Raw genomic sequence first — 25,103 nt, forward strand, 5'->3', positions numbered from 1 at the left:
TCCGATCAGGTGCGGATTTCCGCACGCGCTTCCTTCAAATGCGTGTAGCCGCCGACGACGCCTTCCTTCTCCCAGCGTTCAACGGACAGGCGGGCGATCTCGTCGAGCGAGGTGAACTCGACAGCGCCGAAATCCTTGAACGTACGTGACGGGTCGAGGAGGATCGATGGCGCATCGTCCGGACCGAGCGGCTTCACTTCCGGCTCCGGGTAATCATTGATCTTCATGGCGCGCACCACGGAATCGTAGAGTTCCTTGATGGCGACATCCTTGCCTGAAGAGAAGTGATAGGTGCCGCGGCCGACACCATCGGCGGCCTTGACGACAACGCGGGCAAGATCACCCGCGTAGCAGAAGTCGCGGCGCGCCGGGGTGACGAAGCATTTCTGTCCCTTGGCCAGCCGCCCGTAGAAGATCGGCAGCGGCCCTGACACGTTTCGCGGCCCGATCACGTTGGCAAGGCGGAACGTCACCCATTCGACCCCGGAGAACTGCACGTAGTGCTCGCCGGCCGTCTTCGAGATCGCGTAGCTGGAGTTGACGGGATTAATGGGATGATCGAGCGGGATCGGCGACTGCAGCGGCTTCGTGCCGTAGCAGAGAGCCGTCTGGAAGTAGATCAGACGGGATACGCCGAAAGTCTTGCAGGCCTTCGCGATGTTGGCCGTGCCGACCGCGTTCACCAGTGCATCGCTGCTCCAGTCCTCCGGATCCTTGTAGGACGCCGCGGTATGGATCACGACCTCAGGCCGGAAGTCGGAGAACAGCTGATCGACCACCGCAGCATTCGCGATCGAGTCCTCGACCAGGGTCAGATCAGCGTGCTTGGTGAGGTTATCGGCTCTGCCGGTCGCATAATTGTCGATCGCAACCACCGTGTCGCCGCGCGACAGCAGCATGTCGATAACCGTTGATCCGACCTGTCCGGCTCCGCCGGTTACAAATATCTTCATAGCCACCATCCAGATTGAGAAGTTTAAGCACTGACCATCGCGCGGAACTCGGCCGCCCGGTCATGAAACCGTTGGTGCCAGAGTTCCAGACTGAGAAGACCCCACGTCTTTCGGGAGAAGCGGGATTGCCCGCCGAAACTGGAGAGCACGACATCACTGTTGAAGAACGGGCGATGCTTCGAGCGCTGTTCTCCAAAGATGTCCAGGACAAAGTCCTTGAGCTCGCCGTCGAACCATTCCTTCAGCGGCACCGGGAAACCCATCTTGTCGCGCCGCTGCAGCAGCGCCTTCGGCAGGGTGTCGCGATAAGCCGTCTTCATGAGCTGCTTCATCTGCCCGCCCATGAACTTCACGTCGGCCGGCACGGTAGCGAGAAACTCCACGAGGGGATGATCCAGCAACGGCACGCGGCTCTCCAGCCCGTGCGCCATGCTCATGCGGTCCTCGACATGAAGCAACGCCGGCAACAGGCACTTGAAGTCGAAGTGGGTCATCTTGTCGAAATAGGCTTCCTTCCGCACATTGTCCTGATTGTTGAAAATGGCGCGGAAGGCCTCGAACACCGCTTCCTTGTTCAACGCGCGCCAATCGACCTCACCGACCATGTCGGTCGAACGATCGACCAGGCGGAAGTACCTGCGATCAAGATCCGCGAACAGGCCATCGCGCCAGAATTCCTTGATCATCGGCTTGTATTCGCGCAGCAGACCGAGATTGGGCACGATCGACTCGATCGTGACCACGTAGTGGCCGCTCTGGTAGGTGCCGTCGATCGCCGCCTTGATGCATTGCTCGAAATAGGCGACCAGATACCGCGCATAGCCGCCGAGCAGCTCGTCGCCGCCCTGTCCACCCAGCACGACCTTGACGTTCTTAGCCGCGAGCGCGGACACCATGTATTGCGGAAACGATCCCGGTCCGGCGACCGGAAAGTCCAGATGGTAAATCACGTCGCCGATGCTGTTGCGGAAGTCGGCGGCAGTGATGTCGACCATGTGGAGCGACATGTCCGCCAGGTCGGTCACGGTCTTGGCATAGCCGCTCTCGTCATACCCGGGAAATTCGAGAAAGCGGCCATGGAATGCGTCCCGGCTGCGGTGGTCCAGTTTGGAAGCCATCAGCGCGACAAGACTGGAGTCGAGACCGCCCGACACGTACCCGCCGACCGGAACGTCGGAGCGCAAATGCACCTGCATCGAGTCCGACAGCAGTTCGGTGAAGCGCCGCTCGAAGTAGCTCGGACTGCGATCGAAATCGACATCGTATTGCACGTCCCAGTACCGGGACGTCACGACGTCTCCGCCCTCAAGCCGAAGCAGATGGCCGGGCAGCAGGGCCGATATCCCCTTGAACAGGGTCTTCTTGCCGATCGTGTACTGAAACGTGAGATACTCGCTCAACGCATCGGCGTCGGTTTCGATGTCGCTCAGAAACGGCAGCAGCGCCTTGGCTTCCGACGCGAAGTAGAAGACCTCCTGCTGGACCGTGTAGTAGAACGGCTTGATGCCGAAGCGATCGCGTGCAGCAAACAGCTTCTTGTTTCTGACGTCCCAGATCGCAAAGGCGAACATCCCGCGCAGATGATCGACGCAGCGCTCGCCCCATTTGGCATAGGCGGCGAGGATCACCTCCGTGTCCGAATCGGACTGGAACGTCCAGCTGTCCGAGAGCTGCTCGCGAAGTTCGACGAAGTTGTAGATTTCCCCGTTGTAGGAAATCACGGTGCCGTTCGCCCCCTTCATGGGCTGGGCGCCGGCAGGCGTCAAATCGATGATCGCAAGCCGACGGTGGACCAGCCCGACGCTTCCAGCGTCATCGCTCCATTGCCCCGTACCATCGGGCCCGCGATGCGCAATCAAGCTGCTCATCGCGTTGAGCGACGCGACGCGCCTTGCGACGGGATGACCGGACAGAGATGCAAATCCTGCAATGCCACACATGAATTCAGAGAACCTCGATATTCAAGATCGCTGCAAAGACACTAAAGCTATCCGCGAATTCTGCGCGCGAGTGACAGCATCTGGCGGACAAGCGTAACGATAACTGCGTGAAGGAAATTGGGTAACAACCTGATTTCCTTCACATCCTCGATGTGATGCTGATGCGCGCGAAGAACGGCGCGGGTAAACGATTCCCGTAAGGCAAGCTCGTCTGTTACCGTACCGGTTGAGCTACCGCAATCAGGGAGTCGTCGCCCCTTCCTGATCGCAGCATCTCGAACTTCCGCTAGCAGACCTGCCACGAAATTCCTATAGCGGAACTTCGGATCCTCGACCAAGGCACGGTAACATGCCTCGATCCGCGCCATATTGGCGTCCTCGTCCTGCATCTGCTCATAGACGTCTTCGACATTCGAGCAATCAGGCGCGAGGGCGATGTAGTGCTCACCCGCCTTCAGGGCACCGGCGTAATTGCCGGGCGTCAGTATCTGACAGGACCGCGCGATCGCCGCCTCGAACAGACGCGGACCCGCTGCGGTATAGACGTTCCGCATATCCTGACTGGGAAAGCAGGCCTGCTCCAATTCCTCAAAGCTGGCCGCCGGATTGCGCTGCAGCCGCCGCTCGACGCATTCCCTGATCTCCCCCCTGGCGTCCAGGAGCGAACTTCCGCTCTCGCAGCCCAAGGTGAACTTGCTGTTGCCCAGAAACTGGAGCCAGGCGTCGCCAACGATCGCGTCGCGCGCCTGCGTCGAGATATCCAGCTTCAACTGGCGATCCGCCATGCTGGAGCGGAAGCGATCGCCCAATTCGGTCTTCACCTGGCCAATTCTTCCGAAATAGGCGGGCAGCGCCCTGGCCCTGTAGCCGACGTCGATGTCCCGGTCCTTGAACGGGATGGCAAAGCGCTGCATCAGGCCGATATCGGCGTCATCAACGTATCCCGTCAGCGCCTCGAGCACCCGGGCATGCTTCCGCGCGCGAGGATAGAACTCCGCATGATGGTCGTAGCAGACGGAATAGATGAGATCGACTTTCCAGTCCGAGAGCCAGTTGTCGAGTATCTCGGCGTGATCGTACTCATCCTGCGGCAGCGCCACCTTGACGGCATCCGACTTCGCGATGAAATCGTAGGCATCGAGGAGTCGATCCAGCCACAGCGATTTCGGCCTCGCCCATCTCCAGCACAGAAACGTGGTGTCGAGAATGATCGCGTCGAAGGCCTGTTCGCGAAGACGGGCGGTGACGGGCTGGCGTGCACTATGCAGCGTGTATTCGTGCTGAGGAGCATATTTGACGAGTGCGAACGCGTGATTGATCGACGTACGCCGCGCCGAGTCAAGATCGTCAAGTTCGTGCAGGATAAGGATGCGCACGATCGAAGATTAACCCTGCACCCGGCAGCGTGGGACGGCAACAGTCACGCATCAATCCCGATGAGGCGACGAATTCTCGTGTGCCTCAAAACGATCCGTTTCGCCCAACGACGGAGTGGACCCGGCGTCAAACGCGCCACATGGATGACGCCATTCGCTGCAACGACCTTCGCGATGACGACCAGACGGTGGCGCGTCGTCTGCTTCGCCTTCCGCATCACTTTCCGTATCAGCTCCCGGCGCCGCATGCGGCGCTTTTCGCGCGCAAGCAATGCGACAAGCTCCCCCTCGGCATAGCACCGTTTCGTTGCCGCCATTTCAGGGTGATATCGACGGTCAATAGCGCGATCGACCTGCCGGACCATTGCTTCGAAGCTGTTGTCGGGATTGAGCGCAACCTCACGATAGGCCTGGTCGACAATCTCCTGCGCCCGCACGGGATCGCGCAGCACCTCCATGACCTCGGCCATATTTGAATGATCCTTTTTCAGCGGCACATAGTGCCGCCAGGGCTCAAGCCTTCCGGAATAGGTGCCCTCGTACAGGATCATCAAGGTTCGCAGCGCGGCCGCCTCGAAGCATCTCGGCGAGATGACGGCGAGAATGACTCGATTGTCCTCATCCTTGAAATACAGATCACGCAGCGTTTCAAAGCTCGCCGACGGATCGCGGGCCAGATGTTGATCCACGTTGCGCTGAATCTCGCCGGTGAAGTCGCAAACGCTGGCACCACTTTCGGTGCCGAGGACAGCCTTGCAGTTGGCAAGGAACTCGATCCAGTTCTCGCCGTAGATGCGGTCTTCCTCGCGCGTGGACATGTCGCAGGTCAGTCCGTACTGGGCGGCATCCGCCTCGAACCGACCGGCAATCAGCCACTTCTCCTGGGCAAAGCTTCCCAACCAGTCAGGAACCTTTCTCGCACGGTAACCGACATCGATGGATCGATCCTCGAGACGCGGCACCGTCCTATCGAGCAATTCGCCTGGAACGTAGCCGGTAAGCACAGTTTCCCGGACGACATTCGGCAGCCGATCCTGCGGGTAGTAGTCGTCCATGATCTCCTGCGGGACGACACTGAACAGGATATGGACGCCGAGCTGCCGCAGCGCGGCCATCGTATCATTGATCCAGCGATACTCGTCCTGGATGAAGGCTGCCTTCAGCCCCTTGAACCTGCAAATGGCGGCCCGCAAATTGGGGCCAATATAGGTGTCCATGCAGGCGACGAGAGAATAGTGGATGATGACACCGTCAAATCGGTCGAGCTCGAGCAGATCGGAGACGTCGCCCCTCGAGTTGAAGATCTGGATCGAGTGCCTGGAGAACTCCTTCAAACCCATGACGTGGTCAATGATCGTGGAGGCGCTGCCAGGCATGAAATCGCAGAGCAGCAGAAAATTAAGACGCCGAAGATTGGGCGCGTCGACCGCGGTGAGCGGAGGAGTCGGATGGGTGACTGGAATCATCTGGGTTAACTAAAGGTTGGTTAGAAAAAAGCGCTAGCCTAGCGCTTCTCTTTGAGAAGGCATCGGCCATCAATTTCAACGTAAGCTTCGCCGGATCGCGGACACTTCAGATCGTCGCCGAGCCGCTCGCCGGCCCTGCTCATCCAGCCGATCCTTCTTGCGGGATTTCCCGCCATCAATGCAAACGCAAGGACATCCTTCGTGATCACCGCGCCGGCCCCGATGAAGCAATATTCGCCAAGCGAATGCCCGCAGACGATGGTCGCATTGGCGCCGATGCTCACGCCGCGTCCGATCGGCGTCTTGCGAAACTCGTCTTTCCGCGAAACGTCGGCCCGCGGATTGTTCACATTCGTAAAGACGCAGCTCGGTCCGCAAAACACGTCGTCCGCAAGCTCGACGCCATCGTAGATCGAGACGTTGTTCTGGATCTTGCAGCCGTTCCCGATCCTCACGTTTGGACCGATCATCACGTTCTGGCCGATCGAGCAATTCTCGCCGATGACCGTGCGGGACAGAATGTGGCAGAAGTGCCAGACCTTGGTGCCGCGTCCAAGCACTGCACCATCGTCGACGTAGCTCGATTGATGGATCAGTACGCCCGGGAAGCGCGGATCCTCGCGCATCTCGCTCATTTGTGCATCGCCTTCTGGGCAAAGGCGTGAACACCATTGCTTCGAACGATCGGCGCCGTGCGGAATGTGGAAACGATATCGATCGAGGGGCGGACTTCGTCCAGACGAAAGCCCCGGCCGGCGACGATCTCCTCATAGCTCCTGGTATGGAGGTCGGTGAATCCTTCGGAGAACTCGACCTCTTCGCCGTCGACGGTGATCGAGCGAAAGGTCGTCTTCTTGCCCTTCACGCTGTCCGGCAGGTCGTTGCGATCCAGCGACAGGAACCAGCTCACGTCAGCGCGCTCGCACTCCAGCGAGCCTGCAGCCCTCTCCGGCTCGCGCAGATGAGCCTCGTTGCGGCTGGCAGGGCCGAACACGAAGCTCAACATGTCGAAGAAGTGCACCCCGATATTGGTAGCTACGCCGCCGGACCTTTCCTCCGCACCCTTCCACGAAGCGTGATACCAGCGTCCCCGCGAGGTGATGTAAGTGAGTTCCACCTTGTGACGCTTCTGCGAATTGGCGAAGCGGTCGCGAAGCGCGATGATCGCCGGATGCAGGCGCAATTGCAGAATGGTGGAGATGCGCCGGCCGGTATCGCGCTCAATGGCCGCCAGTCCGTCGATGTCACCAGGATTGAGCACCAGCGGCTTTTCGCAGATGGCATCCACCCCGGAGCGAAGCGCAAATCGGCAGTGCGCGTCGTGAAGGTAGTTCGGCGAGCAGATCGTCATGTAGTCGAGCTTTTTGCCGTCGCGCTGCAACGCACCGACGTGGCGATCGAACAACTCATATTCCGTGAAGAACTCGGCATCCGGAAAATGGCTGTCCATGATTCCCACGGAGTCGTTAGGATCGTAGGCCACCGCGAGCTTGCCGCCGGTATCGGCCATCGCCCGCATGTGCCGCGGCGCAATATATCCGGCGGCACCGATCAACGCATAGATCGTCATGAAATTCCTCTCCTCGAACTTTCTGTTTACTTCAGGCAAGCTACCGCACTCGGGGTGAATCGAGCGTCACACCCAAGCCAAAAATATCCGTCACACTTGCCAGGCCGCAGACGCACTCAAGCAGCAGCGATCAGATCCGCCCCGACAAAGACGCGAACCTTGCGGCCCAACAGGTTCAACAGAACAGCCACGCGATGGTGATCGCTGGCATCTTCGACGAGCGCAAGACTATCGACGAATGCACCCTCGACAATTCGCACGGTGTCACCGGGCGAGAAAGCCGGCCTGCGCACAAGCTGGATGAATCCGGCTTCGTCCTCGCGCGATCTCAGCGTGTCGATGACGCCATTTTCCACCGCGGCGGGCCGGTCACCGACGCACACGAGATGTGAAACACCAATCGTCGATTGAATGGCGCGCCAGCGCTGGGCCGCAACATCGATCGCGACGAAGAGGTAGCGCGGAAATAGTGGCCGCACCACCAACTCTACCTTTCGCGCATGACTGCGGCGCCTCTGATAGCGGGGAAGATAGGTGGAGAATCCCTGTCTCACGAGGCCAGCCGCCGCCTTTGCTTCGGCATTGACCTGTGTCTGCACGACGTACCAGCGCGAATCGGGCTGCATCGCCATCACGCCCCCTGCGGCTGCTTTGGACGCAAGCCCAGCAGTTCCGGAGCGAGCACTTTCTCCACCCCGAACTTTCTGACCGCCTGGTCGAATACATTTCGCGCACCGGTCAAATGGGTCACGACGACCGCATCAAATGGCTCATCCACCAACGCATAGGAGGAAACCACTCTGACTCCGATGAACCGGGTCGCGGTTGCATCGGGATCAACGATCGCAAGGACTGAGATCGGCCCGTCGACCGCGCACAGGATCGCGATTTCGCAAAGGTCCGATTGCCCGGCAAGCACAACGCGCCTGAAGCCACGCGCCTGCGCGCGTTCAAACAGCTTGCCGTATTCCTCCTTCGCCTTGCGGAAGAGCGAAAACGAGTCTGACAAGAATTGAACGGTCAGCCGCGATTTCTCGGAGAAGCCCTGTGGCGTGAGGTAGTAGGCATATCGCCGCGCGGGCGCCGACCCCACCTTGACGAAGCCCTTTTTGATCGCCCGCTTCAGGTAAGCGTTGACCAGGCCAAGCGCGACGCCCAGCTCGGCTGCGATCCGCCGCTGCGATTGCGCACCATCCGCCTCAAGAGAGGTGAGCAGCCCGAGCGCGAGCCGGTCGCTGTCATTCTCATCCGTCGGTGTGCCTGCCATCACGCCAATCCCCACTGGAGAGGCTGATAGCGCGTTCACTCGATGAACGTCAAGCAAATTCGTTCACGCGATGAACACTCTAACCACTTGATTATAAATGAACTTATGCCGGAGAGCTGTGTTGCAATGACCACACTTCAAGCCCGATCAACGGGCCCGGCCAGATACTGCGCAGCGAGCGTGGAATAGCTGTAGCGCTGCGCGGCGGCGACACGATCGCCGCGCGGACGCGCCGGACCGTCGAGGGCGGCACGCAGGGATGCCGCAAGCCGATCAGCATCATCAGGTGCGCATCGCGCGGTCACCAGATCCTCAAGCCCGGCCAGCGCCCGCTCGTCGCAGGCGATGACGCTGCGCGGCGCGAACAGGCAATAGTCGAACAGCTTGTTGGGGCTGATGCCATGATGATAGAGCGCGTTCTTGTGGAAGGCGACGACCGCGCAATCGGAAGCATGCAGCATGCCATGCACGACCGACCGATCGACTTCGTCGTGAAACTCCACATTGCCAAGCGCGGCCGCCCATGGTTCGAGCGCGGCCCGCGAGGTCCCTGAACCGATCATCACGAAACGAATCTCGGGGTTCGATTTACCGAGGATAGCAGCCGCATCGAGAATGGCCTCCACGGCGTTCGGAGGACCCATGCCGCCGGCGTAAAGCACCACGCGCCCGCCCTGCTGCTTCAGCAGATTGATGCGATCGACCAGGGGGTGGCGAAGATTTTCGATCGTCAGCGCGCTCTGGATCTCGCCGTCGGACACCCCGTTCGGGATCCACATGAACCTGCCGGCCGGCAAGCCACGCGCCCGCATATGGGCTTCTGATCCGGCCAGCAAACAGATCACGCGATCTGCCGCGCGATACGCGGAGCGCTCCTTCCAGCCGAGTACCTTCATCAGCGGATGCCATGCCGGGGTCATTCCGAGTGCGATAATGCTCTCCGGCCAGAGGTCGCGGACCTCCAGCCAGAACCTCGCACCGAAACGCTGCGCGACCTGATGCGCCGCCGCAATGAAGAACAGATGCGGACTCGACGCAATCATCAGATCCGGTTTGCCGAACTGTGCAGCAATTGCAGACGCCGCCGAGCCGAAGGCCGGCCCAAAACTCAAATTGTTGCGGAGCCGCCCCAGGCTGCCGCTGCCATAGCGCGGGGTGTCGAGAAACCAGAAGTCGACGTCGTTGATCCGCTGCGGCCCTGGAACGCGCGGCTGCCTGTGCAGATGATGGAAGGCGGCGCTGACAACCATCACCCGGTGCCCCATCTTGCCCCAGGCGTCCGCCAGCCAGAACGGACGATAGTGGCGCCCCAGGCCGGGACCTCCGGCGAAGGGATGCACCAGCCAGATGTTCATGCCGCCGCCCGGGGCGAAGCGAATCGCCGGTAGAGATTGTTGAGCTCCGCCGCGTCGTGCTGCCAATTGAAACTTCTGGCAACGGCCGCGCGTCCCGCCAGCCCCAATTGGATCGCCATTTGAGGGTCGTCCGCGAGCCTGGACAGGCTCTCCAGCAGCGCCTCGCGATCCCTCAGCGACACGACGATGCCGCAGCCCGCTGCCTCAACGATCTCCTTGGATTTCGGCAAATCACTCGAAATGACAGGTAGCCCAGCGGCCATATATTCAAAAAGCTTCGTTGGAAGCGAAAGCAAATAATTCGGTTCCGGCAATAGCAGGTTGAGGCCAATGAGACTCTCGTTCAGCAGAGCAGCGATCTCACCACGTCCTAGCCTGCCCCTATATGACACGTCGGCGGATGATTTCTCAAGCCAGGCTTCTTCTTCGCGGCCAATGGTCCCGGCAAGGACGAGCGGCAGCCGCACAGCGGCGCATGCCTCCACCATTTCGACCAGCCCGCGATCGAAACTCGCGCGGCCCACGTAAACTGCCTGGCGCTGCCGCCTTGTGGTCGGCGTCGGCTCGATGAATTCGTCGAGCCGCACGGTGTTCCTGACCAGCGTGACATCAGCGCCATAGCTTTGAAAGCGATCCGCTATCGCCGGTGTCGCAGCCACGACCGCATCAAAGCGCCGCGCGGCGCTCCGCTCCACCAGTTCCATCGCGCGCGCCACGAGAGGCCGCATCCAAGGCCAAATCCACCGCTTGGAATGGATGTCCGACGGCACGTCCTCGTGGACGTCGTAGATCACCTTGCAGCGTCGGCTCTTGAGCAAGAGCGCGAACGGTATCAGCTCCGGATCGTGGAATTGCACGACATCCGCCCCGGATGCCCGGGCAAGTGCGATCGCCGCTCTCCCCGCGACCCACGGCCGCTTCCATCGTGCGACCGAGGGCTGCTCGATCAGTCTGAACGCGATGCGTCCGGTGTCGCTTGGGCGCGGCAGCCGCGCCACGACGGTCACCTCGTGACCTGCATCGGACAGGCTTCGCGCTTCCTTCTCAACAATTCGAATGTCGTTGGCCGAATGGACACTCGACAGCATGCAGATCTTCATGGGCCTCCAACCCGGAAACGTTCGCCCCAGAGCGCCACGCAATAGAGCCTCCAGCGCATTCCGAGGTCGAGCCGGTGGAATTTCCTCTTCACTGCAGCCATGTCGACGTAGCGGGCAAGCAGCGCGCTGCCGATCACCTTATCATACATCACCGGCGAGTGTCGGTTGAGCCAGAGCTGATCGGGAGCAGCAAAGCCGATCTTGTCCTTGCGCCAGCAGATGTTGGCGGGAAGAACATCCTGCATGGCTGCGCGGAGCGGCCATTTTGTCCAGCCGTGATTGATCTTGATCCGGGACGGCAAGCCCAGTGAAAATTCCACAAAGCGGTAGTCGAGGAATGGCAGTCGTGTTTCGATACCGAACCGCATCGAATTCTTGTCCTCGAAACGCAGCAGCATCGGCAGGTTGGTTTCGGTGATCTCCAGAACCTGCATCTCCCGTGCATCGCTGGTGTGTCGCGCAAAATGGCGAAGCGACTCCGGCAGCGCTGGACTCTTCAGGAACGCGTATCGCCAACGATAGACCCCGGCCCGTAGCCCCGCCAGGCTCGCCCCGAACAAATACATCAACAGGCGGCCGGCTGAAACGCCCGCCTTCCTGGCCGCGCCGAAGGCAGAAAAAAATCCGCGGACACCCGAGCAACGAAAGTGGTCGCGAAGCCAAGCCGCATAATAGCGATGATATCCGAGCAGCGTTTCATCGCCGCCCTGACCATCGAGAAGCACAATCACGCCGTTCGCGCGCGCCGTCTTCATCACCTCATACTGCATCATGATCGAGGGGCCTCCGAATGGCTCCTCCTGAACCTCGAGAAGGGTTTCCGCCGTCGAGGCGAACTCCTCGTAGCCCGGCTTGGTGCGCAACCAGTTCAGCCCAGCCCTTGCCACGACATCAGCCGCGTACGCTTCTTCGTTATTGGCTTCCTGCTCGCTGATTGCGGTAATGGCAAAGAAGCGATCGTTGGAGGTCGTCGCATAGCGCCTAGCAGCCAGCGTCGCGACGCTCGAACTGTCCAGTCCTCCCGACAAGCAGGTTCCGACGCGAACGTCCGAGCGCAAGCGCAGACGCGTGGCGTCGTCGAGCAGCTGTCGCAGCCATTTGGCTGCATCCTGCCCGTCGGCCACGTCCGGACGAGGCACCAGCGAATAATAGCGCTCCGTCTTGATCCGGCCGGTTGCCACATCGACGCGCATCTTGTGTCCAGGGGCGAGCTTCTCGATGCCCTTGAAGAAGGTGCGATTGGTATGGTCGCTCAGGCCGCAGACGAGAAAATCCCTGACAAGATCGTCGTCGGCGACGGAGCGCCCGATCAGCGGGAGTAGTTGGCGAATCTCCGAACCGAATGCGAATTGCGTCGCCGTGTCGGCATAGTAGAATGGCTTAACACCGAAGCGATCACGCGCGCAGAACAGCGTATTGTCACGCTCGTCATGGATTGCAAACGACCACATGCCGTTGAAGCGCTCGAGGCAGTTTTCGCCCCAGTGGACATAGGCGGCCAGCAGGACCTCGGTGTCCGAAGCGGTATGGAAGACATGTCCGAGCGTTTCGAGTTCCGTGCGGAGCTCGAGGTAATTGTAGATTTCGCCGTTGTAGGTGATCCAGATCGGAAGCAGCCTGTCGCGCATCGGCTGCGCACCGTCATCGGTCAGATCGATGATGGCGAGGCGCCGGTGTCCCAACCCGACATTGCCATTGACCCTCACCCCGCGCCCATCCGGCCCGCGGTGCGCGACGAGATCCGTCAGTCGATCGACCTGATCAGCATCAACGAACCCGTTCTTGGCGACTAGGCCGAATATGCCGCACACGTGGGACTAACCTGTTCGTCTGGGTTTCGTGGACAATGCGACAGCATGCTGGCCGCTGCGGCATCACATCTGGCCCGGCGCCTGAGCTCTCCTCTACCCCGTTCACGCGATGAACGTCAACCTCGCCGGGCGAATGTGCGGCGGCGCGATCTGCCGCGCGAACTCAGCTTCTATCTCGCGACTGGCTCGGTGACATCCTGACCGGCCGCCCGGCGCATCGTCGCCGCAAAATTTGCCGCAAACGCCCTGACGTTTTCGTCCTGGTGCAGGACAACATTTCTAACCACGAGCCCGTGAGCCTCCTGTGAGGCTTGCGTCAGATGATCCGCCAGCGCGACCGGATCATCGACGCCGAAATAGCGCGCAGCGCCGCCTGTCTGCTCCCGGTGCACATCGATGTCGGACAGGATCATCGGAACGCCGAACGACTTCGCCTCCTCGACCGTCGTGCTCCAGCCCTCGAAGCGCGACGGGTTGAGCAGGGCTGTGGAAGCCCGCAACAGCGCGTAGACATGCGGCAACGGGATCACGCCGAGGTGACGAAAGTGCGTATCGAGGCCGCGCTTCCCGATCTCGGAGTTGATCAGATCATAGTAGCCCGGCTCACGCCGATCTTCCGTGCTGCCGGATGCACAGACAACGACCTCGACCCCACGACGCTTCAGGATCGCTAGAGCTTCGACGACAAGCTGATGGTTCTTGTGGCGATAGAATTGATTGGGCAGATAGAAGTAGTTCGTCGGCAGATTGTACGCCGCGATGACCTCTGACGGGTCGATGTCCAGGAATGCGGCCGGCGGCTGGGTCGCGAAGCGAACGACGCTGACGCGGTTGCTGGCGTGTGGGTAGTAAGCCCTGAAATCGCGGAAGGCGCTTTCGCTGCTCAGCATGATGGTCCGCCCTGACGCGATCTGAACGCGAAAGCCGATCTCGCGGCGCCACCGCGCCGTCGTTGGAAACAGCTGAGGCAGGGAACGGTGCTGCAGATCCGGAATCCACGCCACGGCAGGGACAGGCAGCCGCCAGCCGAAGAAGCGCGCGGCTTCGACAACAACATCCACGCGCGCCGAGCGAAACGCCGCCGCGGCTCGGCGGTCCAGACCAAGCGCGAGTGCCGCACCCAGACCTGGCTGTCCGTCGAACGCCTCCGATCGGATCACCTCGACACCTGGTACCGCGGCAAGCTCAACGAGTTCATTCTCGTCGGCTTTGGTCCCGGCAAAAGCGATCGGCGCGAATTCGCCCGGCGAGAACCGATCGAGCGCCGCGAACAGATTGCGCTGATAATTGTAGCCGCCGGCCCAAATCCGTCGCGAAATGTGACTGAACGCGAACCGCAATGGGTGCGGCGTCACGAAGCCTGCCCCTTGAACCAGGTCACGTAATCGGCAAGGCCCTGATCGAGCGGAATGCGCCAATCGAACCCGATCTGGCGCAGCGTTGCATCATCGGCCAGCAGGCTCACGGGATCACCAGGCCGGCTTACGCCGGAGTGTCGCACAACGGTGTTGCCGCCCCACTGCCGGATGAGGCCGGCTGCGATATCGGCAACACTCGTCCCGCGGCTTGACCCGCCGTTGATGACCCGGAAGGTCTCCTGCGACGACGGTTCCGCGACACCTGCAAGCAGCCTCGCGACATCGCGAACGTCGGTCCAGTCGCGGATTTCGGTTCCCGTCCCGCCAAGAGTGAGCACCTGCTCCCCGGCCGCCAGCCGCGAGCAGATGTCCCAAAGCAGCTGTTTGCGCAAATTGGGTCCATAGACCGAGAACAGCCGCACGACAGTGCAGCGGACGCCAAACGACCGCGCATAGCTCCGGCACAACTGCTCCATCATGAACTTGTGCTGCCCGTAAGGCGACATCGGAGTTGCGATGGCACTTTCAGCGATTGGGCCGGGGTGGTCGGCCCCGTAAACGGCCGCACTCGACGCCGCGATCACCGCGCAGTTCGGCGCGGATCCGCGCAGCCATTCGAGCAGCCGCGCAGTGCTCGTGACAGTCCGCGAGAAATCCTCGAACGGCCGCTCGATCGAGACGCCGACGGACGATCCGCCCGCCAAATGGAAAATACGTGTCGGCAGCCCGTGCGCAGCCGCGAGCGCATCGAGATTAGCTGCATCGATTTCACCGTTGATCCAGCTCTGCAAGCCAAGCCGCCGGGTTTCCGTTGCGTCAAGTGCCCCGTGTCCGACGCCATGCACCGCATGGCCCGCTCCCGCCAACTCATGCACGAGATGGCGGCCGATGAACCCGTTCGCGCCTGTAACCCAGACGATCATCACTCAGGCCTTGTGACAGACAAAGGAGTAGAGCCGGCCGGGTCGATTGTCGAAACGTTCGGCCATCGACAGCAGCGAGACGAAGACCCGGCGTGATCCAAGCGCGGCTCGCCACAGCGGAGCCACCGGAATCCTTTGTGTCAACTTGGTCACGATCGCCGCTCGCAAGGTCTCCAGCGTATAGGGAAACAGGTTGATCGGGCTTTGCAGCGGCGCCAGCGTGTCGATCGCGGAAAATCCCGCGGTGGTCAGCGCACCGGTGTAGCGTTCGAGCAGGAAGGCATGTTCGCCCCCGTAAAGATGGTGCAGCGGATGCTGCGCAAGGAACTGCGGAAGATCCGCCTCCCTGCTGATGACATGCTCGCGCGCGGCGATCAGCATGCCACCGGGCCGCAGCACGCGAAACATCTCCCGGCATGCCCCCTCGAGATCGCGCGTATGGTGCAGAACGGCACGGGCGAAAGCCAGATCGAACGTCGCGTCGGCGAACGGCAGCCGCTCGGAAAACTCTTCGACCACCTGGATCGGCAATTGCGCCTGTTGTGCCAGGCCGCGGATCGCCGCCGCGCCCACGATCGCGCTGGGATCCGGTTCGAGCGCCGTCACGGCGAAACCGCTTCGGGCGAGCGCGTAGCTCGCAATGCCGCGGCCGGCGCCAACGTCGAGCGCGGTACCAGACCTGCCGGCCAGCAGCGAGGTGACCGCCTGCCACTCGGTGCTCCGGAAATAGCGTTCAGCAGCGTCAGCCAGCGGATCGTCGTAAAATGCGTCGAGCACAAGCTGGCGCTGGTCGGGCTGATTGCGCAGCCAGACCACGGCGTCCTCCCAGGTGGTAAACTTGCGCTCACCGTTCATCAGGGCCAAGCTCCCTCACCAGCACGGCCGGATTGCCCGCCACGATCGAATACGCCGCAACATCCTTGGTCACGACCGCGCCGGCCGCAACGATCGCACCCTGCCCGACCGTCACACCGCGCAACACTATCGCACCTGCGCCGATCCAGGCGTCATCGCAGATTTTAACCGGGCTCTCGTCAAGCGAGATATCGTTCGGATGCCCCCGCGTGAAAATCTCTTGGACCTGCCGGTGCCGCTCCGCCGCCCGCAGGGGATGGGTTAGACTGTCGAAAATATTCGCCGAATGCGAGATCAGAACGCGGTTGCCGATCTCGATCGAGGTCGCCGACCAGACCCGAGTCCCCTCGCCGACATAGCACCACTCACCGATCTGGATCTCCCCACCATGCGCGAAGGTCAAAAGCTCACCCAGGATGCGGCTGTTGCGGCCGACGACGATCTTGTCGGAATCGCCGCGGATGTTTCTGATCCTGGCGTAGCGGCCAAGCGCCGCGTCTGGCTGCAACCGGCACGTCGCGCGACCGATCAGACGCTGGATCAGGTAATCGAAATTCATGCCGTCAACTGCAGGCAAGCCACGGCGCGCGATGACGCCGCAAGGTCATCGCCCTGCCCCTTGCCGGTGTGGATGTCGAAAACGGTGGCGTCGGCGAGCGCCTCGGCGCTCTGGCGCGACCAGCCCTGTCGCGAATATCCGAAATAGTCGACCTGGTGAGATGCCGCGCCGAATACCTCGATGATCCGCTCGATCATGGCAAGATCGAACACCTGATACCAGCCGAGATTGTCGCGCTTGCCGAACGGCACGGAGATCAAGCAGGTCCCTCCCGGCTTGAGAACGCGCTTGAACTCCTGCACCGCCGGAACAAAGCCGTCCCGATCGGTCTCCGCGTCGCGCGGATCGCCCGTATACAGCATCTGATTGTCGAGACCGATGTGCTCGATCGTCGAAATGCTGGCGACGGTGTCGAACACATGATCGCCGAACATCGTCTGCCGGAGGTCGCCGAACACGTAGGAGTAGCCGTCATGCCAATAGCATCGCCTCTCGGGTGCCAGGGTCATGATCGTGAGATCCGCGCCGCGCAGCGGCGGACGCTGCAGCAGGAAGTCGTGGTTGAACGTCGATCCCGCGTCCAGCATCTTGCCGACATTGTTCAATCGGCCATAGACCCAGGGGTATTCCACCACGCGCTCGTCCATGGCGACGCCGTAGCCGGGCGGAAGCTCCTTTCCTGCCCGCAGCAGGCCAGAGTCGATGGCCGCGGTGATGGTGTCGCGCTTGACCGTCTGATAGCCCGGGCCAAACGGCCGCGGCCGCATCCTGAACAGCGGCACGGCAAGCCCGTCGGCCGCCCATTTCAGCTGATGGATCAAATCACTTGCAGACATCATTCCGGCCCGATCGCCCGCCCTCTGGCCGGCTCTGTGCCCCGTCTAGAGCCTTTTCCGTTCCGATGGAATCGGAACGGGGCTCTGGATTGTTGTTTTGACGCGTTTTCTTTACGCGAACCGGCGTCCACTTCGCTCGAAAACGCTCTATCACGGCTCAATCCGCGCGACGAGATCGATAAACTGTGCCCATTGCGAGGCCTTGCTGTAAGTCTCCTGCACGCGCCTCCGGCCGGATGCGGCGATCCCGGCCCATTGCGGCCAATCCTGCAGGCTCCTTGAAATCGTCTCGGCGGCTCGTTCAGGAGCGTCGTAGGTGCGCATCGTGACACCGTCCTGCATCGCCTCCGGATAGTTGCCGGCATCTGACACGAGCAGCGCTCCGCAGCCCATTGCCTCGAAGCAGCGCATGTTGCCGCGATCGTTGCCGGCCATGTCGATTGCGCCGTTGAGCACGATCTTCGCCGATCCGAACAGCTCGTAGAGGTTCCTGCCGAACAGCGGCAGCCTCGCGATTCGCGCGATGACGTCGGGGCGCCGGTGTTTCCGCAGCGGCAGCAATCGACCGAGCGCGCTTTCGGCAAGCCGCGTCAGCCGCGACGCATCGAGGCAGAACACGATGTTACGGTCGGCCGCCAGGGCCGCGACCTGTTCGAGGGTCCTACCCCGCGCGCTGTGATGCCGCGAATATCCTCCGACAAACGCCACGTCGATCGGACGTTCGCCGCGACCGTACTGTTCCATGACGGGGTCGATTGCGGGAAAGAAAAGCTCCGCCCGGCAGCCCTTGCTGCGCCAGGCTTCGAGGATCGAGGGGAAGTTTCCAAGCACCGCGCCATAAGCGGTCAGGTCGGCATTTCCCGACGGCGCCGCGCGCCAGCACAACGTCTTCTTCACGCAGCCGGGAAGCTTGGCAATGAACGCGCTCGGATAGCGCACTGGATCGAGATTGTAGAACACTTCGGTTCGGTGATGCTCGATCTGCGCGAGCAGAATGGCCTCGGGCGTCGGCGTCCCCTTGATGCCTTGCTCACGCGCCCACTGGTGCTGCAGCACGTCGTCGTCGCCATTGGTGAAAAAGGCTTCGGGTGCGCCGTCGAGCACGGGCTGGAGAAGATGCGCCGCGCCAAAGCGATCGTGCAGGAACGCGTCGCGACGCGCCGCGAAGGTCGATGCCTTTGCCGCGAGCTGGTTCAGCCTTGGCAGGTAAGACGGATAGAGACCGCTATTTTGGAACAGACGCATTGCCTACGTGGACCTTGCTAGCATCCATTTCATGTTCAGGTATGGCCAGATCCGGCCGACGGATTCCCAATCCCAGCTCTGCGACGCCGTCAAGCGCCCAACCACCTTTCGAAGCGGTGCTTCGTCGACGAACTCGGCGAATGCCGGGACATTCTGATTGAGCAATTCCGCGGTCCAGCCCGCCAACGGCCCATTCAGCCATTCCGGCATCGGCGAGTTGAAGCCGACCTTGCGGCGCGCGGTGCGGATGCTTTCGGGCATCAGGTTCGCCATCGCCTGCCGCGCGACCACCTTGGTCATGCCGTCGGCCGACTTGCTCGTTTCCGGCAGCGCCATCGTGTAGGTCACCAGCCGCCAGTCCATGAACGGCATGCGCACCTCGATCCCGTGCGCCATCGAGAGCCGGTCGAAATTGCGCAGAATGGTCGGCAGCGTAGTCGAGTGGAACATGCGATAGAGACGCCGGTTCAGCGCGCCCCACGCGCTCGGCAACTCGTCGCCCTCGGCGACCAGCGGCAGCGCTGCAGGAATCGCCGTCAGACCTCCCCGCAGGAAATAGTGCCCCTGGCGCCTGATCATCTGCGCCCGCAGGAAGTCGATGCCGCGTTGCGCCAGCTGCGATCGTGACGTGAGCGCCGCGGCAGCGTTCCGGATCCGGAATGCGGTCGACTGCCCCTCCTGCAGGTAGGCGCCCATCAATTCGTCCGCTCCGTGGCCGTCAAGCGAGACGGCGACGTTCTGGCGCCGGAGTTCGCGATAGATCAGCCACGGCGCGCTTGGCAGGCCGATATAGACGTCGTCGTTGTCGTCAAGGATCCGGTCAAGGTCGGTGAGCGCATCGGAGCGCCCGATCTCGAGAAAGCTCGGCGCCACATCGGCCCATGCGGCTGCTTCCTCCGCCATCGGCCGCTCGTCGTTGCTGGCGCCGGGAAAGGTCGCGACAAAGGCGTGCCGCCAGGCGGTGCTGTCGCGCGGCCCCATGCCAGCCTTCTCATGGGTCGCCATCGCGCAGATCACCGCGGACGAATCGAAGCCACCGGACAGGCAGGTGCCGATCGGAACGTCGCTGCGCATCCGCAGGGCGACGGAATCCTGAAACAGGTCGCGAAACCGCTCGACGCGTTCGGAATCAGTATCCGGGATCGCGGGCAAATGATCCACGGTCCGCCACCAGCGGCGGACCTGCACCCGTCCCTGGCGCAACCACATGCAGTGGCCGCCCTGCAGACGACGGAGTTGCGCGAACAAGGTCCGCTCGCTGCCTTCGATCCCGAACGGGTCAAGCAACAGCCGCCGCGCCACGTCGACATCGAGCGACGTCTCAACCAGTCCGCTCCGCGTCAGCGCCCGCTGCTCGGACGCGAACACGAACCGCTCGCCTGACAACGCGTACAGCAGCGGCTTGATGCCGAACCGATCGCGCGCCAAGAACAGATCGTCCGTGACGGTGTCGTAGATCGCCAGCGCCCACATGCCGTTGAAGCGCAGCAGCATGTCCTCGCCCCACGCCTGCCAGACGGCAAGGATCACTTCGGTGTCGGACTGGCTGCGGAAGACTGCGCCCTTCGCCTCGAGCTCGCGGCGCAATTCGAGGAAGTTGTAGATCTCGCCGTTGTAGACGATCACATGGCGGCCATCGCCTGATGCCATCGGCTGATAGCCGCCCTCGCCGGGATCGATGATGGCCAGCCGGCGATGGCCGAAGGCGACGTTTCGCTTCGCGTTGAACCAGGTGCCCTCGCCGAACGGACCGCGATGCGCGATCAGGCTGGTGAGCCGCGAGATGTCGGCCGGGTCCACGGGGCCGCCGCGCAGATTGACGATGCCTGCGATACCACACATGTCTAGGCGGCCTTGAAGGGCAAGAAGCGAGCGATGATGAGGCGGAGATCCCGCGAGCAGACGGCGCGATAGGGACCGAGCTGCGACACGGCGACGGCGGCGACAAAGATCGCCGCCGCCGACACGCCATAGAGCGACACCACATACCGCCATGACGGCGCGTGGTCGAACGACACATGGCCAAGCTGCGCGCGCAGCACCAGCGCAACGGCGATGCCCGTGCCGAGCGGGATCAAGACGAAATGCAGCATCCGCGACCACATGGCCGAAAGCCTGAAGGTTCGCCGCAGCAGCAACACCGTGACGACCATCTGGGCAACCATCCCGACGCAAGAGCTCCAGCCGGCCGCTTGCCAGCCGAAATACGGCAACGCAATGGCGCTGGTCGCCAGCGTGAAGATGCCGGTGACCAGCGAGATCAACGCGTTGAAACTGGAGCGTCCCTGCGACAGCAGATAGAACGCAAACACGTTGGCGCTCGACCCCAATATCCCGCTGATCGCAAGCACCACCAGCACGAGCTGCGCCTCGGCGGCGACCTCGGCGCCGGTCCATCGATACAGCAGCGCGCCGGCAACCGGGATCAGGCCGCCAAGCGCACTCGCGGCAAGCACGTTGAGAATCCAGGAGGAGCGCAGCAGCAGGTCGACCTTGCGATCGTCATCCTCTTTCTGCAGCGTGCTGAAGAACGGGAACAATATCTCGCCGATCTTCAGCACGCCGATATAGACCGCCTCCTCCAGCCGCTGCGCGACGCTGTAGAAGCCGACGAATTGCGGCTGCAGCAGCGCACCGAGCAGATAGCGGTCCGCCTGGCCGGCAAACAGCGCGCCGCTTTGCGCCGCGACCTGCCAGCCGCCAAGTTTCACGAGTGCGCGCAGCGCACTGCGATCGAGCGCGGGCCGTGCCAGCCAATCGCTGATGGCGTGCCGCGACCAGACGAATGCCATTGCGAGATTCGTCGCGAAGCCCAAGGCCTGACAGCCAAGGAAGGTCGAGGCGCGCGGGGCGTATGGGATCAACAGCAGCATCGACATTGTCGTCACCACCGTGCCGATGATGCTGATCGACGCGATTCGCCGATAATCCTGGCGGGCCGTGAACAGGGAGAGGAAGACCGCAAACAGGCACTGGAACAGCCAGCCGGCACCGGCCAACGCGAAGGCAAGCCCGAGGTCGTCGGACGCCGGAACACCCAGGTGAAACCCCAATCGCGCGAGCGGCGGTCCGGCAAGGATCAGCAAGGCCGAGATCAGGCCGCCCACGGCGATGGCGAGCGCAAGGGCGGTCGCGAAGAAACGCCGCGCCTCGCCGCGATCGGACGGTTCCAACCGTTGCGCGAGTTCGCGCGCCGTCGAGAGGCCAAGCGCATTGCTGAACATCAGCGCAGGCGCGACGCAGGCAGTCACCAGGCCCGCAACCCCGAACGCGGCAAGGCCGAGCCGGAAGATCACGAATGGCAGAATCGCGAGATTGAGCAGCACCGCGACCGCGAAAGCTGTCGCGTTCCATGCCGAATTGCCGAGCAGATGGGAGGGACCCTTTTTCACCGCCATGCCCGCTTTCGGTCCATCGCCTTGATGCGCCTCAAGTGCCTCTTCCATAAGGGCAAAAACTCATTCGGATGGCGACGGGCTAGCAGCCGGCGCAGTGATTGTCGAGGGTTAGCGGATGGCGGGGCCTGTAAGCAGGTGCGGGGAAACCTGAACGACAGCCGAGGCGGAGGCCGATCTGAACGGAACCATGCCTGTTTGTTTCCAGCCCGGTTTGTTGTCCGGGTAACAGTTGGAAAGGTCAGCCAAATTGTCTATGGCAGATAGGCAGTAGCCCCAGAGCGGCCCGCCAAACAAGAGGTGTCTCAATGCCCTTTCCCCGCGCATCCCAAGCCCTGTCCCGGTTCACCGTGCTGGATTTGACCCGGGTCCGGTCGGGGCCGACCTGCGTGCGCCAGCTCGCCGATTGGGGTGCCAACGTCATCAAGATCGACGCGCTGCTGGAAGACGGCGGCGGCGAGCAGCCGGGCGGCCCCCGCGGCGGATCCGACTTCCAGAACCTGCATCGCAACAAGCGCGCCATGACGCTGAACCTGAAAGACCCCAAGGGGCTCGAGGTGTTCAAGCGGCTGGCCGAACAGGCCGACGTCATCGTCGAGAACTTTCGACCCGACGTGAAGGCCAAGCTCGGCATCGACTATGAGAGCGTGCGCAAGATCAATCCGCGGATCGTCTACGGCAGCATCTCCGGGTTTGGCCAGGACGGCCCCTATCACAAGCGGCCAGGCTTCGATCAGATCGCGCAGGGCATGGGCGGCCTGATGTCGGTGACCGGCGCGCCCGGCGGCGGCCCGATGCGGGTCGGCATTCCCGTGGCCGACCTCACCGCAGGGCTGTTCTGCGCGATCGGAATCCTCACCGCACTCTTGGAACGCGACGTCTCCGGCCAAGGCCAGTGGGTGCAGACCTCGCTGCTGCAGGCGCAGATCTTCATGCTGGATTTCCAGGCGGCGCGCTGGCTGATGGAAAAGGAAGTCGCCAAGCAGGCCGGCAACAACCATCCGACCTCGATCCCGACCGGCGTGTTCAAGACCACCGACGGCTACATCAACATCGCCACGACAGGCGGACGAATCTGGGAGCGCTGCGCACAGGCGATCGGCGCGCCCGACCTGGTCATGGACCCCGACTACGCGACGGCACCGGCGCGCTCGAAGAACCGCGACGCGCTGAATGCACGAATCAACGCGCTGACCGAGAAGAAATCGACCGAGACCTGGGTGCAGGAGCTGAACGCCACCGGCGTGCCCTGCGGGCCGATCTACTCGATCGATCAGATGTTCGAGGATGCCCAGGTCAAGCATCTCGGCATGGCCCAGCACGTCCCCAATGACGAGAACCGGCACATCCAGCTGGTCAGCCAGCCTGTCACGCTGTCGCGGACGCCGAGCAAGATGGCAGCGCGGCCGCCGGAATTCGGCGAGCAGACCGAGGAAGTGCTGGCCGAGTTCGGCTTCGGTCAGGACGAGATCGCCGAGCTCAGGCAGCGCAAGGTCGTCTAGAGATTCCAGTCTTGACGCGTTTTCTTCACGCGAACCGGTATCCACTTCGCTTGAAAACGCTATAAGGCTTCACGCCTTTGCTGGCCGCACCAGACGCGCGACGCCGGCAAAGGCCCGATCGATCACCGGCCAGAATAGCAGCACGATCGCCATGGTCGTGATGGTGCCGACCAGGCCGTTCGACCAGAACACCTTCATGTCGCCGCCCGAGCCGATCATCGAGAGCCGGAATGCGTCCTCGGCGCGGCTGCCGAGCACCAAAGCGAGCGTGAACGGCGCAAGCGGGATCCCGATCTTCTTGAAGACGTAGCCGACCACGCCGAAGCCTAGCATCAACCAGATATCGAACATCGCATTCTGGATCGCATAGGCGCCGATCGCGCAGGACACCACGATCATCGGGGCCACGGCCGCGAACGGCACGCGCAGGATCGAGGCGAAGATCGGCACGGTGGTCAGCACCAGCACGAGACCGACGACGTTGCCGAGATACATCGAGGCGATCAGGCCCCAGACGAAATCCTTGTGCTCGACGAACAGCAGCGGCCCGGGGTTGAGGCCCCACACCATCAGGCCGCCGAGCAGGATCGCCGCGGTCCCCGAACCGGGAATGCCGAGCGCAAGCATCGGCAACAAGGCTGCAGTGCCTGAGGCGTGCGCGGCGGTCTCCGGCGCGAACACGCCCTCGATACGGCCCTTGCCAAAACTTTCCGGGTCGTTGGCGAAGCGCTTGGCGAGGTTGTAGCCCATGAAGGAGGCCGCGATCGCGCCGCCCGGCGTGATCCCGAGCCAGCAGCCGATCACGGACGAACGCAGCAGCGTCACCCAGTACTTCGGCAGGTCCTTCCACACCGAGAGCACCACGCGCAGGCTGATACTGGCGGCATGCCCGCGCAGCGCCAGGCGCTCCTCCATGGTGAGCAGGATTTCGCTGATGCCGAACAGGCCGATCACCGCCACGAGGAAGTTGATGCCGCGCAGCAGCTCGGCGGAGCCGAACGTCATGCGCAGCTGCCCGGACACCGTATCCATGCCGACGCCGGCGAGCAGCAGCCCGAGCGACATCGAGATGACGGTCTTGTGCTTGGCCTCGCGGCCGAGGCCGACGAAGGAACAGAAGGTCAGCAGATAGACGGCAAAGAATTCCGGCGGGCCGAACTTCAGCGCGAACGACGAGATCATCGGCGCCAGGAAGGTGATCAGCAGCACCGCGACCAGCGAGCCGATGAAGGACGAGGTGAACGCCGCGGTCAGCGCTTCGGCCGCCCTGCCCTGCTGCGCCATCGGATAGCCGTCGAACGTGGTCGCGACCGACCAGGCTTCGCCGGGGATGTTGAACAGGATCGAGGTGATGGCGCCGCCGAACAGCGCGCCCCAATAGATGCACGACAGCATCACGATGGCGGATGTCGGATCCATCGTGAAGGTCAGCGGCAGCAGGATCGCGACACCGTTGGGGCCGCCAAGTCCGGGCAGCACGCCGACGAAGATGCCGAGCACGAGGCCGACCATCATCAACAGCAGCGTCTTCCACGTCAACAGGACGGCAAAGCCATGCAGCAGGAGACCGAACGCTTCCATGTCTCGAAATC

General features: G+C 62.4%; 21 protein-coding genes. 1 reads left to right on the forward strand and 20 read right to left on the reverse strand.

Annotated features, from left to right (window positions below):
- Positions 1-5: 5 nt before the first annotated feature.
- From ABIB78_RS26830 to ABIB78_RS26920, 19 genes are all read right to left on the reverse strand, one after another.
- The gene (locus tag ABIB78_RS26830; RefSeq protein WP_429029687.1) at positions 6-953 is read right to left on the reverse strand and encodes an NAD-dependent epimerase/dehydratase family protein; all 948 of its coding nucleotides are present in this window, start codon (positions 951-953) and stop codon (positions 6-8) included.
- 23 nt (positions 954-976) lie between these two features.
- Positions 977-2,893 carry an asparagine synthase (glutamine-hydrolyzing) gene (asnB, locus tag ABIB78_RS26835; protein ID WP_429029689.1) on the reverse strand — a complete coding sequence of 639 codons (1,917 nt, stop codon included), beginning with the start codon at positions 2,891-2,893 and terminating at the stop codon, positions 977-979.
- Between the two features lie 47 nt (positions 2,894-2,940).
- Positions 2,941-4,269 (reverse strand): hypothetical protein, encoded by a 1,329-nt coding sequence (locus ABIB78_RS26840; protein WP_429029691.1) that lies wholly within the window; start codon positions 4,267-4,269, stop codon positions 2,941-2,943.
- 44 nt (positions 4,270-4,313) lie between these two features.
- Positions 4,314-5,735 carry a hypothetical protein gene (locus ABIB78_RS26845; protein ID WP_429029693.1) on the reverse strand — a complete coding sequence of 474 codons (1,422 nt, stop codon included), beginning with the start codon at positions 5,733-5,735 and terminating at the stop codon, positions 4,314-4,316.
- Between the two features lie 38 nt (positions 5,736-5,773).
- Positions 5,774-6,370, reverse strand: coding sequence for an acyltransferase (locus tag ABIB78_RS26850; protein WP_429029695.1), 597 nt, complete (start codon positions 6,368-6,370; stop codon positions 5,774-5,776).
- Positions 6,367-7,305 carry a Gfo/Idh/MocA family oxidoreductase gene (locus ABIB78_RS26855; RefSeq protein WP_429029697.1) on the reverse strand — a complete coding sequence of 313 codons (939 nt, stop codon included), beginning with the start codon at positions 7,303-7,305 and terminating at the stop codon, positions 6,367-6,369. Before ABIB78_RS26855 ends, ABIB78_RS26850 begins: the two co-directional genes overlap by 4 nt.
- A 116-nt stretch (positions 7,306-7,421) precedes the next feature.
- Complete coding sequence (gene nusG, locus ABIB78_RS26860) at positions 7,422-7,937, reverse strand: transcription termination/antitermination protein NusG (protein WP_429029699.1); 516 nt, start codon at positions 7,935-7,937, stop codon at positions 7,422-7,424.
- Positions 7,937-8,572: a winged helix-turn-helix transcriptional regulator gene (locus tag ABIB78_RS26865; protein WP_429029701.1), complete on the reverse strand. Its 636-nt coding sequence runs from the start codon at positions 8,570-8,572 to the stop codon at positions 7,937-7,939. The genes nusG and ABIB78_RS26865 overlap by 1 nt, the downstream gene beginning before the upstream one ends.
- Before the next feature lie 137 nt (positions 8,573-8,709).
- A complete protein-coding gene (locus tag ABIB78_RS26870) occupies positions 8,710-9,927 on the reverse strand; it encodes a glycosyltransferase family 4 protein (protein WP_429029703.1) in 1,218 nt (405 codons plus the stop codon).
- Positions 9,924-11,015 (reverse strand): glycosyltransferase, encoded by a 1,092-nt coding sequence (locus ABIB78_RS26875; protein WP_429029705.1) that lies wholly within the window; start codon positions 11,013-11,015, stop codon positions 9,924-9,926. The genes ABIB78_RS26870 and ABIB78_RS26875 overlap by 4 nt, the downstream gene beginning before the upstream one ends.
- A gap of 8 nt (positions 11,016-11,023) precedes the next feature.
- On the reverse strand, positions 11,024-12,838 hold the full coding sequence (gene asnB, locus ABIB78_RS26880; protein ID WP_429029707.1) for an asparagine synthase (glutamine-hydrolyzing): 1,815 nt from the start codon (positions 12,836-12,838) through the stop codon (positions 11,024-11,026).
- A 170-nt stretch (positions 12,839-13,008) separates the two neighbouring features.
- Positions 13,009-14,193 (reverse strand): glycosyltransferase family 4 protein, encoded by a 1,185-nt coding sequence (locus tag ABIB78_RS26885; protein ID WP_429029709.1) that lies wholly within the window; start codon positions 14,191-14,193, stop codon positions 13,009-13,011.
- Entirely contained in the window at positions 14,190-15,119 is a 930-nt protein-coding gene (locus ABIB78_RS26890; RefSeq protein ID WP_429029766.1) for an NAD-dependent epimerase/dehydratase family protein, read from the reverse strand. The genes ABIB78_RS26885 and ABIB78_RS26890 overlap by 4 nt, the downstream gene beginning before the upstream one ends.
- A gap of 3 nt (positions 15,120-15,122) precedes the next feature.
- A complete protein-coding gene (locus ABIB78_RS26895; RefSeq protein ID WP_429029711.1) occupies positions 15,123-15,974 on the reverse strand; it encodes a class I SAM-dependent methyltransferase in 852 nt (283 codons plus the stop codon).
- Entirely contained in the window at positions 15,964-16,533 is a 570-nt protein-coding gene (locus ABIB78_RS26900) for an acyltransferase (RefSeq protein ID WP_429029713.1), read from the reverse strand. The genes ABIB78_RS26895 and ABIB78_RS26900 overlap by 11 nt, the downstream gene beginning before the upstream one ends.
- Positions 16,530-17,369 carry a methyltransferase domain-containing protein gene (locus ABIB78_RS26905; protein WP_429029715.1) on the reverse strand — a complete coding sequence of 280 codons (840 nt, stop codon included), beginning with the start codon at positions 17,367-17,369 and terminating at the stop codon, positions 16,530-16,532. Before ABIB78_RS26905 ends, ABIB78_RS26900 begins: the two co-directional genes overlap by 4 nt.
- Positions 17,370-17,519: 150 nt before the next feature.
- The gene (locus ABIB78_RS26910) at positions 17,520-18,614 is read right to left on the reverse strand and encodes a glycosyltransferase family protein (RefSeq protein ID WP_429029718.1); all 1,095 of its coding nucleotides are present in this window, start codon (positions 18,612-18,614) and stop codon (positions 17,520-17,522) included.
- A 3-nt stretch (positions 18,615-18,617) separates the two neighbouring features.
- On the reverse strand, positions 18,618-20,456 hold the full coding sequence (gene asnB, locus ABIB78_RS26915; protein WP_429029720.1) for an asparagine synthase (glutamine-hydrolyzing): 1,839 nt from the start codon (positions 20,454-20,456) through the stop codon (positions 18,618-18,620).
- Between the two features lie 2 nt (positions 20,457-20,458).
- A complete protein-coding gene (locus ABIB78_RS26920) occupies positions 20,459-22,012 on the reverse strand; it encodes a lipopolysaccharide biosynthesis protein (protein WP_429029723.1) in 1,554 nt (517 codons plus the stop codon).
- A 305-nt stretch (positions 22,013-22,317) separates the two neighbouring features.
- Here ABIB78_RS26920 and ABIB78_RS26925 point away from each other — a divergent pair, with 305 nt between their 5' ends.
- Entirely contained in the window at positions 22,318-23,511 is a 1,194-nt protein-coding gene (locus ABIB78_RS26925) for a CaiB/BaiF CoA transferase family protein (RefSeq protein ID WP_429029725.1), read from the forward strand.
- A 69-nt stretch (positions 23,512-23,580) separates the two neighbouring features.
- Here the strand turns inward: ABIB78_RS26925 and ABIB78_RS26930 are convergent, their stop codons facing one another.
- Positions 23,581-25,092: a tripartite tricarboxylate transporter permease gene (locus ABIB78_RS26930; protein ID WP_429029728.1), complete on the reverse strand. Its 1,512-nt coding sequence runs from the start codon at positions 25,090-25,092 to the stop codon at positions 23,581-23,583.
- Positions 25,093-25,103 lie beyond the last annotated feature (11 nt).

Source organism: Bradyrhizobium sp. I1.14.4 (genome assembly GCF_050435825.1).
In the GTDB taxonomy this organism is placed as follows: Bacteria; Pseudomonadota; Alphaproteobacteria; order Rhizobiales; family Xanthobacteraceae; genus Bradyrhizobium.